The 13661-nt window shown below is 56.4% G+C and carries 21 protein-coding genes; 8 read left to right on the top strand and 13 right to left on the bottom strand.

The genetic code is table 11. The annotated features are described in order from the left end of the window. Positions 1–11: 11 nt before the first annotated feature. Positions 12–485 (bottom strand): NUDIX domain-containing protein, encoded by a 474-nt coding sequence (locus tag AC6I79_RS11605; RefSeq protein WP_498027298.1) that lies wholly within the window; start codon positions 483–485, stop codon positions 12–14. 44 nt (positions 486–529) lie between these two features. After that, positions 530–1198, bottom strand: coding sequence for a 23S rRNA pseudouridine(2457) synthase RluE (rluE, locus tag AC6I79_RS11600; RefSeq protein WP_072208614.1), 669 nt, complete (start codon positions 1196–1198; stop codon positions 530–532). Between the two features lie 101 nt (positions 1199–1299). On the opposite strand from rluE, the gene icd reads away from it, so the two are divergent. Continuing rightward, positions 1300–2550, top strand: coding sequence for an NADP-dependent isocitrate dehydrogenase (gene icd / locus AC6I79_RS11595; RefSeq protein ID WP_010617214.1), 1251 nt, complete (start codon positions 1300–1302; stop codon positions 2548–2550). A 121-nt stretch (positions 2551–2671) separates the two neighbouring features. Here icd and AC6I79_RS11590 read toward each other — a convergent pair whose 3' ends face one another. The 3 genes from AC6I79_RS11590 to AC6I79_RS11580 form a co-directional block, all read right to left on the bottom strand. Continuing rightward, complete coding sequence (locus tag AC6I79_RS11590; RefSeq protein ID WP_021506372.1) at positions 2672–3928, bottom strand: mechanosensitive ion channel family protein; 1257 nt, start codon at positions 3926–3928, stop codon at positions 2672–2674. 84 nt (positions 3929–4012) lie between these two features. Next, positions 4013–4405 carry a type II toxin-antitoxin system HicB family antitoxin gene (locus AC6I79_RS11585; protein ID WP_022548759.1) on the bottom strand — a complete coding sequence of 131 codons (393 nt, stop codon included), beginning with the start codon at positions 4403–4405 and terminating at the stop codon, positions 4013–4015. A gap of 39 nt (positions 4406–4444) precedes the next feature. Further along, entirely contained in the window at positions 4445–4627 is a 183-nt protein-coding gene (locus AC6I79_RS11580; RefSeq protein ID WP_058757609.1) for a type II toxin-antitoxin system HicA family toxin, read from the bottom strand. A gap of 268 nt (positions 4628–4895) precedes the next feature. Between AC6I79_RS11580 and AC6I79_RS11575 the strand changes: the two genes are divergently transcribed. Continuing rightward, positions 4896–5093 (top strand): DUF6404 family protein, encoded by a 198-nt coding sequence (locus tag AC6I79_RS11575; protein WP_021506369.1) that lies wholly within the window; start codon positions 4896–4898, stop codon positions 5091–5093. A gap of 332 nt (positions 5094–5425) precedes the next feature. On the opposite strand, the gene AC6I79_RS11570 is transcribed toward AC6I79_RS11575, so the two are convergent. Then, the gene (locus AC6I79_RS11570) at positions 5426–5674 is read right to left on the bottom strand and encodes a CsbD family protein (RefSeq protein WP_498027297.1); all 249 of its coding nucleotides are present in this window, start codon (positions 5672–5674) and stop codon (positions 5426–5428) included. Positions 5675–5854: 180 nt separating this feature from the next. Here AC6I79_RS11570 and AC6I79_RS11565 point away from each other — a divergent pair, with 180 nt between their 5' ends. Next, positions 5855–6061 (top strand): DUF2767 family protein, encoded by a 207-nt coding sequence (locus AC6I79_RS11565; RefSeq protein WP_021506367.1) that lies wholly within the window; start codon positions 5855–5857, stop codon positions 6059–6061. Positions 6062–6085: 24 nt separating this feature from the next. On the opposite strand, the gene AC6I79_RS11560 is transcribed toward AC6I79_RS11565, so the two are convergent. Together AC6I79_RS11560 and AC6I79_RS11555 are read right to left on the bottom strand one after the other, a co-directional pair. Beyond that, complete coding sequence (locus AC6I79_RS11560; RefSeq protein WP_058757703.1) at positions 6086–6634, bottom strand: hypothetical protein; 549 nt, start codon at positions 6632–6634, stop codon at positions 6086–6088. A 61-nt stretch (positions 6635–6695) separates the two neighbouring features. Further along, the gene (locus tag AC6I79_RS11555) at positions 6696–7025 is read right to left on the bottom strand and encodes a hypothetical protein (RefSeq protein WP_021506365.1); all 330 of its coding nucleotides are present in this window, start codon (positions 7023–7025) and stop codon (positions 6696–6698) included. Positions 7026–7228: 203 nt separating this feature from the next. Here AC6I79_RS11555 and AC6I79_RS11550 point away from each other — a divergent pair, with 203 nt between their 5' ends. Further along, positions 7229–7408, top strand: a complete 180-nt coding sequence (locus AC6I79_RS11550; RefSeq protein WP_031279245.1) for a hypothetical protein — start codon at positions 7229–7231, stop codon at positions 7406–7408. An 18-nt stretch (positions 7409–7426) separates the two neighbouring features. Here AC6I79_RS11550 and AC6I79_RS11545 read toward each other — a convergent pair whose 3' ends face one another. Further along, positions 7427–7783: a DUF4186 domain-containing protein gene (locus AC6I79_RS11545; RefSeq protein WP_010617204.1), complete on the bottom strand. Its 357-nt coding sequence runs from the start codon at positions 7781–7783 to the stop codon at positions 7427–7429. A 218-nt stretch (positions 7784–8001) separates the two neighbouring features. Here AC6I79_RS11545 and AC6I79_RS11540 point away from each other — a divergent pair, with 218 nt between their 5' ends. Both AC6I79_RS11540 and AC6I79_RS11535 read left to right on the top strand, forming a co-directional pair. Then, on the top strand, positions 8002–8385 hold the full coding sequence (locus AC6I79_RS11540; protein ID WP_260641331.1) for a hypothetical protein: 384 nt from the start codon (positions 8002–8004) through the stop codon (positions 8383–8385). A 21-nt stretch (positions 8386–8406) separates the two neighbouring features. After that, the gene (locus AC6I79_RS11535) at positions 8407–8820 is read left to right on the top strand and encodes a GNAT family N-acetyltransferase (protein WP_058757613.1); all 414 of its coding nucleotides are present in this window, start codon (positions 8407–8409) and stop codon (positions 8818–8820) included. Here AC6I79_RS11535 and AC6I79_RS11530 read toward each other — a convergent pair whose 3' ends face one another. Continuing rightward, the gene (locus AC6I79_RS11530) at positions 8821–9483 is read right to left on the bottom strand and encodes an MBL fold metallo-hydrolase (RefSeq protein WP_260641332.1); all 663 of its coding nucleotides are present in this window, start codon (positions 9481–9483) and stop codon (positions 8821–8823) included. Between the two features lie 23 nt (positions 9484–9506). After that, complete coding sequence (ldcA, locus tag AC6I79_RS11525; RefSeq protein ID WP_260641333.1) at positions 9507–10430, bottom strand: muramoyltetrapeptide carboxypeptidase; 924 nt, start codon at positions 10428–10430, stop codon at positions 9507–9509. A 163-nt stretch (positions 10431–10593) separates the two neighbouring features. On the opposite strand from ldcA, the gene emtA reads away from it, so the two are divergent. Continuing rightward, positions 10594–11223: a membrane-bound lytic murein transglycosylase EmtA gene (gene emtA, locus AC6I79_RS11520; RefSeq protein ID WP_072208977.1), complete on the top strand. Its 630-nt coding sequence runs from the start codon at positions 10594–10596 to the stop codon at positions 11221–11223. Between the two features lie 15 nt (positions 11224–11238). On the opposite strand, the gene AC6I79_RS11515 is transcribed toward emtA, so the two are convergent. Continuing rightward, positions 11239–12366 carry a mechanosensitive ion channel family protein gene (locus AC6I79_RS11515; RefSeq protein ID WP_088517699.1) on the bottom strand — a complete coding sequence of 376 codons (1128 nt, stop codon included), beginning with the start codon at positions 12364–12366 and terminating at the stop codon, positions 11239–11241. A gap of 89 nt (positions 12367–12455) precedes the next feature. Continuing rightward, positions 12456–13190 (bottom strand): flagellar brake protein, encoded by a 735-nt coding sequence (locus tag AC6I79_RS11510; protein WP_058757616.1) that lies wholly within the window; start codon positions 13188–13190, stop codon positions 12456–12458. Positions 13191–13374: 184 nt separating this feature from the next. Here AC6I79_RS11510 and AC6I79_RS11505 point away from each other — a divergent pair, with 184 nt between their 5' ends. Next, the gene (locus tag AC6I79_RS11505) at positions 13375–13623 is read left to right on the top strand and encodes a GlsB/YeaQ/YmgE family stress response membrane protein (RefSeq protein ID WP_021506355.1); all 249 of its coding nucleotides are present in this window, start codon (positions 13375–13377) and stop codon (positions 13621–13623) included. Positions 13624–13661 lie beyond the last annotated feature (38 nt).

The following is a 13661-nucleotide window of genomic DNA, read 5'->3' as shown; positions in this document are numbered from 1 at the left end:
GGCGCATTCTATCACGCGGAAGAGTTGTGCGCACCCTCATGAAACGGCCACTGATACGGGGCTATCAGCTGCAGCGGATAGCGGGCCCCCTGCTGCCACAGCCGCACGCTTTCGGCCACCAGCGGCGAACGCAGCGTCTCTGCGCTGAGAATCTGCGCGGGCGACAGCCACCAGCAGCAGTCAATATCGCTGTCGTGTGGCGTGGTGGTCACGGTGGCGGGCAGATCGAGGCCAAACAGAAAACGCACAAAAGGTGTATGGTCCGGGGCGATCCACTGCTGCACGCCGAGAAAATAGTCGGGCTGCGCGCTGATGCCGCTCTCTTCGTACAGCTCACGTTGCGCGGCTTCCAGCAGCGTTTCATCGGCCTCAAGATGGCCGGCCGGCTGATTCAAGGTAACGCGGCCGTCAACGCGCTCTTCCACCACCAGTAATTTGCCCTGCGCGTGCACCATACAGGCGACGGTTACATGAGGTTTAAACATCGTTCCTCCCAAATAGTTAACCTGACGTTATCGAAATGTATAACCTACGTCCGGTCGCTGATGTCGCGCCATTCGCCCGGTGCCAAATCCTGCAGCTGGTAATCACCCATGGCAAAACGGATCAGGCGTAACGTTGGAAAGCCAATGTGCGCCGTCATCCTTCGGACCTGGCGATTGCGCCCTTCATACAGCGTGATTTTCAGCCAGCAGGTGGGGATAGCTTTGCGCTCGCGAATCGGCGGGGTGCGCGGCCACAGCCATGCGGGTTCGGGCACCACTTCTGCGCCCGCCGGCAACGTTGGACCATCGTTGAGGGTGATGCCACTGCGCAGGCGGGATAAATCTGATTCCTGCGGCACGCCTTCCACCTGAACGTAATAGATTTTGCCGGTGCGCTTGCCCGGCTGCGTCAACTGCGCCTGCAGTGCGCCATCGTTGGTCAGAATCATCAACCCTTCGCTGTCGCGGTCGAGACGGCCTGCGGCATACACCTCGCTCACCGGCACAAAATCTTTCAGCGTGCGGCGGCCAGCCTCATCGCTGAACTGCGGCAGAACATCGAAAGGTTTGTTAAAGAGTATGACGCGACGCGGACCTTTTGGCCGCGTGTCACGCCGCGCGGGCTGGCGCGCCGGGGCAGCAGGGCGCTTATGCTGGTGAATTCGTTGAGAAGTTTTTCGCATGGGCTTTGCAGTTGGTAACAATCGGCGCATTATAGCGCGAAACTGCGGTGATTGGCGTGGCGGAAATATTCAAGTAGTATTGACGCGCATCTTACAAATCATTAACAAAAAATCGCTCGAAGGAGAGGTTAATGGAAAGCAAAGTAGTTGTTCCGGCGGAAGGTCAAAAAATCACCCTGGATCAGGGCAAACTGAATGTCCCGAATAACCCGATCATCCCCTACATTGAAGGTGACGGTATTGGGGTTGACGTTTCCCCGGTGATGCTGAAAGTGGTTGATGCCGCTGTGAAGAAAGCCTACAACGGCGAGCGAAAAATTTCCTGGATGGAAATTTACACCGGCGAAAAATCCGTTGAACTCTATGGCCAGGATGTCTGGCTGCCGCAGGAAACCCTCGATTTAATCAAAGAGTACCGCGTAGCCATTAAAGGCCCACTGACTACCCCGGTAGGTGGCGGTATTCGTTCCCTGAACGTGGCACTGCGCCAGGAACTGGACCTGTACGTGTGTCTGCGTCCGGTACGTTACTACAAAGGCACGCCAAGCCCGGTTAAACGTCCTGAAGATACCGACATGGTGATCTTCCGCGAAAACTCCGAAGATATCTATGCCGGTATCGAGTGGAAAGCCGGTACGCCGGAAGCGGACAAAGTGATCAAATTCCTGCGTGAAGAGATGGGCGTGAAGAAAATTCGCTTCCCGCAGCAGTGTGGTATTGGCGTGAAGCCGTGTTCAGAAGAGGGCACGAAACGTCTGGTGCGTGCCGCGGTTGAATACACCATCACCAATGACCGTGATTCCCTGACGCTGGTGCACAAAGGCAACATCATGAAGTTCACCGAAGGCTCTTTCAAAGACTGGGGCTACCAGCTGGTGAAAGAAGAGTTCGGCGGCGAGCTGATCGATGGCGGTCCGTGGATGAAGTTCAAAAACCCGAACACCGGTAAAGAGATCATCGTTAAAGATGTGATCGCCGATGCCTTCCTGCAGCAGATCCTGCTGCGTCCAGCCGAGTATGACGTTATCGCTTGTATGAACCTGAACGGTGACTACATTTCTGATGCCCTGGCGGCACAGGTAGGCGGTATTGGTATCGCACCGGGCGCCAACATCGGTGACGAGTGCGCACTGTTCGAAGCGACCCACGGTACTGCACCGAAGTATGCGGGCCAGGATAAAGTGAACCCAGGTTCCGTGATCCTGTCTGCAGAAATGATGCTGCGTCATCTGGAGTGGTTCGAAGCGGCTGACCTGATTGTTAAAGGCATGGAAGGCGCAATCGCTGCCAAAACCGTGACCTACGACTTTGAGCGTCTGATGGACGGCGCTAAGCTGCTGAAATGTTCTGAGTTTGGTGACGCGATCATCGCGAACATGTAATTTGCCCTGAGCAAATGCAACATGAAAGGGAGCCGCAGGGCTCCCTTTTTTTATGCTGGCAGCGGGAAGGACTTCTGTCACCGCCGGTTTGCCATGCATGACGACCGTGCGATGCGTGGCTTTATTCCGCCGGAGGCTGTAACTGACCGATCTGGCTATCGCGCGCCTGCGACAAACGCCAGAAATCATTGCCGGCCGGATGCTGGTAAATCCGCAGCGAAAACTGACCGACGATGGCGTAGATGAATTCAAATATCGCCGACTGGGAATTCTCGTAATCAACCCACAGCACCGAGGAGGTAAAGCAATAAACCTCTACCGGCAATCCCTCCGGTGAGGGTTTCATCGCGCGCACCACGATATACATATCTTTTTTAATATCGTCGCGCTGCGCCAGCCAGGCGGTGAGATAGTGACGGAACACCGTGAGGTTGGTGATGCCGTTTTCGGCAAACCAGCGGTCACCGACCACGCTGCTATCGCGGCCATCCATCAGGATTGAAAGCTGCTCACTGACGCCGCGAATCTGGCTCATCTGCTGCACCATTTGCTGATCGAGAAAGCGAATCGAGGTCTGGTCGAGATGAAAGCTGCGCATGATACGCCGCGCGCCGGAGGAGAACATCGCCTGCCAGTTGGTGTAGGTTTCGGTCAGGAAATTTTTGGTCGGGATCCGCGACAGCGTATTGTCCCAGTTGCGGATGGTAATGGTATGCAGAGCGATATCAATCACTTCACCGCTGATGCCGTTATCCGGCATTTCAATCCAGTCGCCGAGCTGCAGCACATCGTTCGATGACACCTGAATATTGGCCACCAGCGACAGCAGGGTGTGCTGAAACACTAACATCAATACCGCCGCGACCGCACCCAGACTGGAGATGATAATCACCGGCGATTTGTTCGACATGATAGCCAGAATCATGATGGCGGAAATGATGTGCACCAGGATCTTACCGATCTGGATATAGCCTTTTATCGAGTGGTTCTTACGCTTCGACTTACGCGAATAGGAGTTATTAACGATCTCCAGCACTTCGTTAAAGAACAGCGACAGATATACAAAAAACAGAATGCCGCAGATGGTTTTCACCGCGATCAGCAGATGCTCGGGCAGGTCCGGCATAAACTGCAGCAGGTAATAGACGGTGATCACCGGAATAAAATTCGACAGCTTTTCTGAGAGCCGGACGTCTTTATCCAGCGGCACCTGGTTTTTATGCGTGCTAAAGAACACGCGGCGCACCACTTTTACCACGAAGAACTTGCAGATCAGATGGGTGACCATGCCGGCAACCAGTAACAGCAGCAGGCTGAAGGTGGCGGAGAGCACCGTGTTGCCTTCAATAAACGTTTGTATGTCGCGTAAGTAATTCATTTTAACCACATGCCGGCCGGTTGAGGCGGGAATTCAAACATAAAGCGGCCACGGACGATAAGCGACGCGTGCGCAAAAGTGTTGCTACGAGACCAGCGCTTTGCGTGCCGCCTCGGCAAGAAAATGGCTGCGGCTGCTGTAGCGCGCGTTATTACTGACCATCTTATCGATCTTCTCAATCAGCAGATGCGGCATAGTGATATTGATGCGCTCGGATTTGCCCAGATAGCGGGTGACATCAATATCAACGTAGATCCACACGCCGGGCTGGCTAAATTCCTGCTGCCAGTGCTGCGCCGGCTCCGGAATCAATAAGCCTTTCTCCGCCATCAGTTCAAAGTGGGCATGCAGCGCAGATTGCGCATCCTGCAGCGTTTGCTCGGGCGTATCACCGGCAAAATAACAGCCGGTGACATCCGGGAAATAACCACTGGCCGAGCCGTCAGCGTCAATCTCTACCAAAGCGGGAAACAGCATCATGTCACCTCTGAGCAAGCGGAATAAAACCAGCATGGATCAATCCAGCCTGGCGTCTTTCAGAATCTGCATCAGCGTGCCTGTCTTCATATCCTTCTGCGGATGCGGCACGGTGATCAGATGAGCAAAATCCGGGTGCGAGAACTGATGATGACTGCCGCGTATGCGCTCCAGCTTCCAGCCATTCTTTTGCAGCAGTTTAATCAGCGTCGCGCTCTTCATCGGACTTCCTGTAGGTGAAATTATACACACAATACACACTGATGCAAGGCGGTCTCTGCCATCACATCGGCGGGTCATGGCCAAACTAACCGGGACGGCCGCGACAGGCACCCATTGATGCTGCGTTCTGCGTGCTGTTTTCCACGGCTTTTTCCCGCTGCGATAGTGGTTTGCGTAAAACTTTGAAATAGTTAACATCCCGGCACCGGCGCGCGTGCCATTTGCGGGCTGAACCGCTATCTTCAGCCTTCATCAATCCGGAGGTGCTATGCAAGGTGTGATCAAGTTTGTAAAAGGCTGGCTGATTTTTTCCCTGCTGTGGGGCATTTTCATGTGGTTTGTATCCTGGCAGGCACAGGGCAAAACGCCGGGCATGATGATTGTCATGAGCCTGTATGCCGGTTTGATTTATCAGGCATTAATGACCATGGTGGCGCGTTATAAAGCGCGGCGCGCACAGGCCTGATTATTCACAACTGCCGACATAGCTTTGCGTCGCGCTGACGCTAATTTGCATGCCATCCGGCAAGCTGAGCGCTCACTAATCAGCGTGTAAGGCGGGCAGGATGGGAAGAACGTTACTGACGGGATGGTTTTTATTGCTGCTATCACTGGCGGCCAGTGCACAATTACCGGTAGGGCCTGTGGTGATAGCGGGGCAGCATGGGCGCCACCTTGCCGGGCACAGCAGTACGGCAGATGTCGCCGAGACGCCGGATGAACATATTCAGGAACGACGGGACGGCGTGCCGCAGCGGCATTGAGTATCGGGGCCGCAGGGGCCCCGATCGCCGGGGATTATTTACGGCCCAGCATGAAGCCAACAATCACGCCGATGCTGGCGGCAACGGCCAGCCCGGTAGCCGGGTTGTCGCGTACCGATCTCACCACGCAGTCTGCTGCATCCTGCACCGCATAACTGGCCTGCGCCGGATAGCGTCGCGCGGCACCGCGTGCCTGATGGCGGCGTGAACCGGTGAACTCGCCAAATTTTTCCTGTACGGCACCCGCCGCTTCATTCAATTTTGCTTCCGCTTTATCGGTCATATTGACTCCCTGAGAGTGGTGAATGTCTCTTTCAGCGTAGACAGAGAAGTGCAGACCAGCAACCTGGTGGCTTTTCAGGATGTAACAGTGGTTTGCAGGAATCGGCATTGCTGTCCATACCTGGTAAGGACCACGTTAAGCTGCACGAACCTCACGCAGCGCTCACTGAACGGAGGAGAAATGAAACGCGATATCCTGAATGAAGACGATTACGATGAAGTTTGCCGGGTGATTGGCGATGCGGTGATTGTCCTTTCCGAGTGCGGTCATGAAACCAGACGGGAGGAGATTGCCCGTTTGCTGCAGCGTACGCGCCACGATCGCGCCCACGACGAACGCGATGAACAGCGTATGCTGGAGCACGCGATTCGTCTGGTACGACCGTAGGCACAGGGCGTCACGCGCACGCCCTCACTGCTGGTCGCGATACGCCGGGTACCAGCTCACCAGGAAGTGGCGCAGATGATCAAAACACCATTCGGCATCGTCCGCCTGCTGGCAGTAATAGCGAATGGTGACCTTCTCATAGCGGCGATGGCGCTGCTGCAGCGGCGACCAGCTCCAGTCCAGCACCGCGCGCGCATAGTTGACCAGCGCGTCACGCGGCATGCTGTGCTGCTGCTCCTGGCGGCGCAGATACATCTCAAAGAACTGATCGAGGCTCTGTGTCTCTTCGCTGCTACAGTCCAGCGTGGGGCGGAACGCCACATCGAGAAAGCCGCACACGCCATCTGCGCGCTGCTGCCAGTCACAGGCCAGCGTCATAAACAGGCCATCCTGCAGATTGACCTCTTCCAGCAGACGACGCAAATTCTCAGAATGTTTACCAGCGGCGATCTCATCAATGCGATCGGTTTCCAGCGTCAGGTCAAAACCGCACGGGTTGACCGAGCCATCCGCGTCTCGGGTGGCCGGAAAGGGGAAATCGATATAACCGTTATTGTCCAGACTCTTTTCCATAATGCAGGTCCGCAGCATGACAAACGCTGACAATAAACCATCTGCGCGCGCCACGCACGGCTTATGGACACGTCCAGGTAATCATGGTGTTACGCGCCGGGTTGATCAGGCGGAACTGCTTGTCGCTCAGCCGCTGTGCATAAAAGCCTTCCGGCGTCACGGCAGAAGGGACATAGCGGAAACGGTCGGTGGAGTGCAGTGCGCCGCTGCTCAGCGTTACGCCATCGCGCGCCACCGAAAACGAATTCACCAAATCGAAGATGCGCCCTTCGGTGTGGCCCAGCGACTGACCATAGAGCGTTGCGACCTCGCCGGGGCAATCGACGCCTTTCGGCGTGGAGCTGCAGCCAGCCAGCAGGATAAGTGTGAGTAGAAAACTGAGTCTTAACATGGTCCTGTTCCTGGTGCATTCCCTGATTTATGCTGGCCTGACGATGCGCGCCACTGATCCGATCATAGCATGTCTGACGCCACTGCCCATTTGCCATTTGTTTAATCGTTAAGCGGTAAGCATGTAAAGGGGTGACTTTGCTAGCAGATAAACGTTATTCTTGCCAGCGTTGCGCACCAGGTAAGCAAAACAAGGGTAAATCCATGAGAGAAGAAGAAGCCAGTTTAATGATTCTTCAGCACGCGATTGATAAGTTAGACGCCGACAAAAAACAGCAGGTGATGAACTGCGTGACGGCGATCCATGAAGTTATGCAGCGTTTCGATCCAGACGATGCCGGACTGGCGCTGATGCTGGTGGCCGCGCAGGTCGCGGCAGAGTAGCTCCATCCCATCCCGGTCTTAACCATTTATTTCACCCACCAGCCAGCGGTGAATCACCCGCACCATATATTGCTGCTGCTCTGCCGTTAACGGCTGATGCGCAGCAATGCCATGCCATTTTGCCAGACAGCCGCGGCAGCAGGTTGCCGTGGCGTGCTGGGCGATAAATACCGGATGGCCGCGCATTGGCGTCTGTTTGCCATCATTCTTTGGTTCGGCTGCGGCCAGTCTTTGCTGGATAAAATCGGCCGCGTGTTGGTCGATCACCGCCGGGCCTTTCTCAATACAGTACTGTCGCTCTTTCGCGCCTAAATGGAAGCGGCGGCGAAACGGCGATTGCGCCAGCCGCGCGAATAATGCCTGTTCATCTCGCATAACATCCTCCTGACGCGATCTTAGCGCATTTTACTTAACTCGTTACAAAGATATCCCGATCGCATAAAACCTCACAAAATCAGCGATGTGGAGGCGTTCTTACTGCCCGCAGTGGCTGACCTGCGGTCGCAGATTACCGCACCGGCGGCGGTTGTATGTTACCCTCTGGTCAATTAAATTCCTGTAAAATCATGATCTAACCTCAGTGGAGAACACCCATGAAGGCGATAACCCTTGCCACGCTCCTGATGGCCTGCCAGATTGCCCCCGCGTGGAGCGAAAGCGAATTCCAGATCACCTGCCCGGGCCGCCCCACCATGACGGTATCGCGTGCCGCTTACGGGCTAAGCACGCTAATGTGGCCAACCCGGCATTTCCAGATTGCCGCCGGGCAGCAGCGCACGCGTCTGCAGGACGGCGATAAGGTCGCCATTACCCGTTTCCGCAATGGCGATCAGCTGATCGTGAATAAAAACAGCGGCGAAACCTTTTTCGTCTACGCCGACAGCGATAAGCTGTTGCCCTGCAACCGCACGGAAAAACGCGATGCTGATATTCTGTCGCTGGAGCGCTACGACGACCGCCAGCACCCCTCGTCATAATGCCGCCACAAGGAGCCGACCATGCAATTAAGCGTTACGGATAGCGTCACGCATCAGGATCTGGATGAAATGCGCCTCGGCCTGAACGCCTTCAACAGCCGCTTTATTGACATCAATGAGATGAAAGCCATCGGTGTGTTCATTAAAGACGGCGCCGGGAAAAAGCTGGCGGGGCTGACGGGCTCAACCTATGGCAACTGGTTACGCATTGATATGCTGTGGGTCAGCGATGGGTTACGCGGGCAGGGCGCCGGCAGCCAGCTGATTCAGGCTGCCGAACAGGAAGCCCGCGCACGCGGCTGCCGTTACGCGCAGGTGGATACCGCCAGCTTTCAGGCGCGGCCGTTTTATGAAAAGCTTGGCTATACGCTACGTTTTAGCCTTGATCACTATCCGCGCGAACATCAGCGTCACTATCTGAGCAAGACGCTGTAATCACAGCAGTGGCTGCTGGCGCAGATCCAGCGGCGACTGTTCCGCTTCATCAATCGCGGCCAGCCAGCTCTGTAAATCGACCTTCGCCCAGGAGAGATGTCCGCGCGTGGTGCTCATCAGCACCACATCCGGACGCAGCGAGCGGTACAGCTCCAGCGACTGCTGCAGCTCCGCAGGATTACTGTCCGGCACCAGCACGCTGATCCAGCGATGGTAATCCCGCGTCAGGGTGTCGCCGACAAACAGGTAGGTCTGGCCGAGCGGTGAATGGTACAGGTAGCTGCAGCTGCCCGGCGTATGGCCCGGCGTGGGCAGCAGGTGAAAGTCGCCAAAGTGCACGTCCTGATGCATGAAGGTTTCGTCCGGCTCAATCACCAGGCTCACCGGGCCGAGCGATCGGCTGTGGCAATACAGCGCACTATTGAAGCGCTGCTGAATGGCCCGCGCGCCCGGCGCGGCTTCGTGCCAGTGGGTAAAATAGTGGCGAATCACGCCGCCCGCGTCCGCGAGCACTTCATGATCCAGCAGCTGCTCAACGCGGCCAATCAACAGGTTGCCGCGCGGATGGCGCAGCATAAACCCGTGCATCATTAAATCATTTGCCGTCTCTTCGGCGGGAAATTCCGGCGTGGAGATCCACAAGTCTTCGTACAGCGGCTTCAATAGCGGTCTCCTGCGGCAACACGTCAGCGCAACGTCGGATGGCCGGTAAAGGCTAACCGCGCGGCGCCCTGGTCAATCTCAAGCGTGGCGCTGGCGCCGAGCGGCAGCGTCACGGTATCGGCATCATGGCCAAACGGCAGATCGCTGATTACCGCAATCTGGTACTCATCACGCAACCGCTGCCACACCGTGACGAAATCAAAGCCGTTGTCGTAATCGGACAGGGCGGTGCTGGTGAAGCTGCCGGTGACAATGGCTCGCTGGCGCGCCAGAATACCGCTCTGCTGCAGCTGAATCAGCATACGCTCAATGCGGAACGGATGCTCATTCACATCCTCGATCACCAGAATGCCGTCTTCAATCTGCGGCAGCCACGGCGTGCCAATCAGGGAGCAGATCATCGCCAGATTGCCGCCCCACAGCGTGCCCTGCCAGCGGCCGCGATCCGGACTGGCGCTGTGCCACGCCAGATTGACTGTAGGAGATGTTAGCGCCTGCCAAAAGTGGCTGACGGTAAATTCAGATAAAGCCTCCGCGCCAAAATTGCTGGCCAGCATCGGTCCGCTGAAGGTGATCAGCCCGGTTTGCGCCAGCAGCGCCAGCTGAATAGCGGTGAAATCACTGTGGCCGCACAGCGCGACAGGCTGATTAAGCAGGCGACGCTGCAGCGCCACATAGTCGAGGTGATCGAGCAGGCGTGAGGCACCATAGCCGCCGCGCACTGCCAGTACGATATCCGGCAGCGAGGCCAGCGACGCCAGCGCATTCACATCCTGCAGGCGCTGCGCGTCATCTCCAGCGAAACGCTGCCAGCGGCGCGTAATGGCTTCCGTATTTTGCAACTGATGGCCCTCCGCCTGCAGGCGCTGTACCGCGCGCCAGGCGGCGTCCTGATTGTGGCAATAACCGGAAGGGGCGATGAGGCGTATTGAACGAGGGGCGAGCATAACTTCCATCCTGCTGTCTGTTGGCCTGCCGATGATGACGAAATGCGTTACCGAAGTCACGGTAGCACAAGGTTTTTTACGTATTTAGGATAAACGGTAATTTTACCTTTTACCGTCATGGTTATGATAGCTTGCGCCAATCTTATAGCGGAACCGAAAATCAGTGAAAATTCGACTACTTATGCTGTCTGCTTTGCTGCTGGCTGGCTGTGCCAGCGAGCCGGAAAAACCGGTGACGCCGGAGAAGAATACGCCATTAACCCAGGCGCCGCCGTCGAAAGTGAATGATGCATGGTCACTGTTTACCGAAGATGCCGCCAGTCATTATGGCGTTGATGAGAAGCTGATCAGCGCCATTATTAGTGTCGAATCCGGGGGCAACCCAACCGTGGTAAGCCGTTCTAACGCAGTCGGGCTTATGCAAATCAAAGCCGCCACCGCCGGGCGCGAGGTGTATCGCGCACAGGGACGCCACGGCCAGCCGAGTAACTCCGAACTGCGCGACCCGGCGAAAAATATTGATATCGGCGCGGCCTATATCCGGATTCTGCAGGATTCCGCGCTGGCGGGCATTCGCGATCCGCTGACGCTGCGCTATGCCACCATTGTTTCCTATGCCAACGGTGCCGGCGCGCTGCTGCGTACCTTCTCGCGCGACCGCGATCGCGCCATTGCAATGATCAACGCCATGACGCCGGATGAGTTCTACCAGCACGTGCAGAACAAGCATCCGGCCGCCCAGGCGCCGCGCTACCTGTGGAAAGTCACCACCGCCTATCGCACCATCGGCTAATGCCGCTGGCGGGACTCAGTGCTGTGCGCGCTCTGCCGCAGCCTCATTTGAGGCATCGCTGAGGTTAATGCGCGGCAGCACGCCGCCGGTGAACTCCACGCGGCGCATCGGGAAGGCGAAACGAATCTGTTTCTGCTCCAGCTGCGCCATCAGTTGCAGGTTAATCTCCTGCTGAATGTCCATGTATTTGTTGTAATCGGCGCTCAGCACGAAATAGACCACTTCAAACGTCAGCTGCGATTCGTCAAACGACAGGAAATGGGCGCGATCAAAACGCGTGTCCGGCACGCCTTCAATGATGCGTTGCACCATGCCGCCAATCTGCCGCACTTTCTCCGCCGGCGTGCCGTAATTAATCCCGAACTTAAACACGATGCGCCGCTGCTGCATGCGTTTGTAGTTGTGGATGGTTTGCTGCAGCAGAATGGTGTTGGAGCAGACAATCTGTTCGCCGCCGAGACTGCGCAGCCGGGTGGTTTTCAGGCCAATGTGCTCAATGGAGCCAGCGATGTCGCCGAACACAATAAAGTCGCCGTGCTCAAAGGGCTTATCGAAGCCAATCGCCAGCGAAGCGAACACATCGCTCAGCACCGTCTGAATCGCCAGCGCGATGGCGATACCGCCGACGCCGAGGCTGGCCACCAGCGCGGTGATATTGATCCCCATATTGGAGAGGATCGCCAGCAGCATCATCACCCACACCACGACGCGCAGCAGAATGCCGAGGATCACCGTGGTGACCGGATTACGCACGTGCAGCGGATCGCGCAGCAAGGAGTGCAGCCAAAGGCGAATGCCGCCGTCAATCCACAGCGTGAGCTGCAGAATCAGCGCCAGGAACCAGCCGTGGGCGATGGCGACGCTCCAGCTGTCCGGCAGATCGACAAATTTCAGCGTGATCAGCAGCGAGAAGATCAGCAGCAGCAGCTGACTGGTGCTGCGCAGAATCTCCACCAGAATGCCGGTGAAACGCACGTGGCGCTGTTCGCTATAGTGGGCGATACGGTTAGAGACAAAGCGGATGACGGTGCGCAGCAGCCAGTAAACAATCAGCGTGCCGAACACGATGATGGCGCTATTAATCCAGAAGTTTTGATTGAGAAAGATAAGTTGTAAACGATGGGCAGAAAGCCAGTTTTCCATTGGGGAGAATCTCCTTGCTGGGAGCCGGTGAAAAGAATGTGCAAGGAGAAAGCATAGACTACGCTGGCGTCGCGCGGGACGCCGGCGGTTTACTGGAAGCGATTGGCCTTGTCGCGCGCCAGCCGTTCCAGCGCAAAAATCACCTGCTGCAGCTGACGCTCCTGCACCGGTTCGATGGCGGTAAAACGGAAGCTGAGTCGCGGCGTGATGCGGGTTTCGTTCTTGCTGGTCACGGTGCTGCGCTCGCCGATATGCAGCAGCTGTGCGGTCACTTCGAACTGGCCATACTCGCCCAGCTCAACGCGCAGCTTTTTGAAGGTATCGCCACGGTTAAGACCTTCCGGCAGCGCCTCATCCAGCAGCACGCCGACGCCGCCGAGCGACAGATCCTGCAGGCGAAAGCGCGCGGTGCTGCCGTCCGGCCACTGGCTGTGGCAATAAAATACTGGTTCGAGCGGCGCGTTGACGCGAAAGAATTCCCGGCGCTGAATCTGCCACACCAGGTCGGGCAGCGCGGCGGCAAAGGCGGGCAGGCCGTCATAATCGATGCGGGTTAATCCCTGCAGCCCAAACTCCACTTTGGCACCGTGGGTTTCGGCCGCAATATTCACTTCGCCACCCTGCAGTGCCAAATCATTGTCCAGCGCGTTGCTGCCGAGATCAAAAATCACCCGATCTTCATCCGCGGCCAGCAGCCGGCTGATGAACTGACCACGGGAGAAATTGACCATCAGCAGGGTTTGATAACGCAACAAATCCTTCATCACGTTCAACACCGCCAGCGTACCGCGCTTGAGATATTGTTCTTTATCGGCGTCTTTCACGTCCTGCTCCACCTGTCCGATTGCTATTTTACGAGTGCCACTGCTCTTCGTCGGTTATCGACCGGGGCGGTAAAAGCTTTAGCCGGCGTGAACGAATTCATCATGATGTTGATGTAGCAGAGAAAAAATTCCCGGCTATACTTAGCGCGATGAACACCTTGATTCATAACGTAAGGAGCAGCAAATGGGTATTCTTTCATGGATTATTTTTGGTCTGATTGCCGGGATTATCGCTAAATGGATCATGCCAGGTAAAGATGGCGGCGGATTTATTTTGACCGTGGTACTCGGGATTGTCGGTGCGGTGGTGGGCGGCTGGATCAGTACCCTGTTCGGCTTTGGCCGGGTTGACGGCTTCAACTTTGGCAGCTTTGTGGTCGCGGTGATCGGTGCCATTGTGGTGCTGTGGATCTACCGTAAAGTCCGCAGCTGACGCCAAATCACGATTCAACAAGATCCGCAGTCCCGTCC

Source organism: gamma proteobacterium symbiont of Scutellera amethystina (genome assembly GCF_059730845.1).
Note: the sequence above shows the minus strand (reverse complement) of the source record. Positions and strands in the feature narration are given on the sequence as shown.

Bases quoted from the DNA above. Each gene is read 5' to 3' on its own strand.
- AC6I79_RS11605 (WP_498027298.1), bottom strand. From the start codon at position 485: ATGTTTAAACCTCATGTAACCGTCGCCTGTATGGTGCACGCGCAGGGC.
- rluE (WP_072208614.1), bottom strand. From the start codon at position 1,198: ATGCGCCGATTGTTACCAACTGCAAAGCCCATGCGAAAAACTTCTCAA.
- icd (WP_010617214.1), top strand. From the start codon at position 1,300: ATGGAAAGCAAAGTAGTTGTTCCGGCGGAAGGTCAAAAAATCACCCTG.
- AC6I79_RS11590 (WP_021506372.1), bottom strand. From the start codon at position 3,928: ATGAATTACTTACGCGACATACAAACGTTTATTGAAGGCAACACGGTG.
- AC6I79_RS11585 (WP_022548759.1), bottom strand. From the start codon at position 4,405: ATGCTGTTTCCCGCTTTGGTAGAGATTGACGCTGACGGCTCGGCCAGT.
- AC6I79_RS11580 (WP_058757609.1), bottom strand. From the start codon at position 4,627: ATGAAGAGCGCGACGCTGATTAAACTGCTGCAAAAGAATGGCTGGAAG.
- AC6I79_RS11575 (WP_021506369.1), top strand. From the start codon at position 4,896: ATGCAAGGTGTGATCAAGTTTGTAAAAGGCTGGCTGATTTTTTCCCTG.
- AC6I79_RS11570 (WP_498027297.1), bottom strand. From the start codon at position 5,674: ATGACCGATAAAGCGGAAGCAAAATTGAATGAAGCGGCGGGTGCCGTA.
- AC6I79_RS11565 (WP_021506367.1), top strand. From the start codon at position 5,855: ATGAAACGCGATATCCTGAATGAAGACGATTACGATGAAGTTTGCCGG.
- AC6I79_RS11560 (WP_058757703.1), bottom strand. From the start codon at position 6,634: ATGGAAAAGAGTCTGGACAATAACGGTTATATCGATTTCCCCTTTCCG.
- AC6I79_RS11555 (WP_021506365.1), bottom strand. From the start codon at position 7,025: ATGTTAAGACTCAGTTTTCTACTCACACTTATCCTGCTGGCTGGCTGC.
- AC6I79_RS11550 (WP_031279245.1), top strand. From the start codon at position 7,229: ATGAGAGAAGAAGAAGCCAGTTTAATGATTCTTCAGCACGCGATTGAT.
- AC6I79_RS11545 (WP_010617204.1), bottom strand. From the start codon at position 7,783: ATGCGAGATGAACAGGCATTATTCGCGCGGCTGGCGCAATCGCCGTTT.
- AC6I79_RS11540 (WP_260641331.1), top strand. From the start codon at position 8,002: ATGAAGGCGATAACCCTTGCCACGCTCCTGATGGCCTGCCAGATTGCC.
- AC6I79_RS11535 (WP_058757613.1), top strand. From the start codon at position 8,407: ATGCAATTAAGCGTTACGGATAGCGTCACGCATCAGGATCTGGATGAA.
- ldcA (WP_260641333.1), bottom strand. From the start codon at position 10,430: ATGCTCGCCCCTCGTTCAATACGCCTCATCGCCCCTTCCGGTTATTGC.
- AC6I79_RS11515 (WP_088517699.1), bottom strand. From the start codon at position 12,366: ATGGAAAACTGGCTTTCTGCCCATCGTTTACAACTTATCTTTCTCAAT.
- AC6I79_RS11505 (WP_021506355.1), top strand. From the start codon at position 13,375: ATGGGTATTCTTTCATGGATTATTTTTGGTCTGATTGCCGGGATTATC.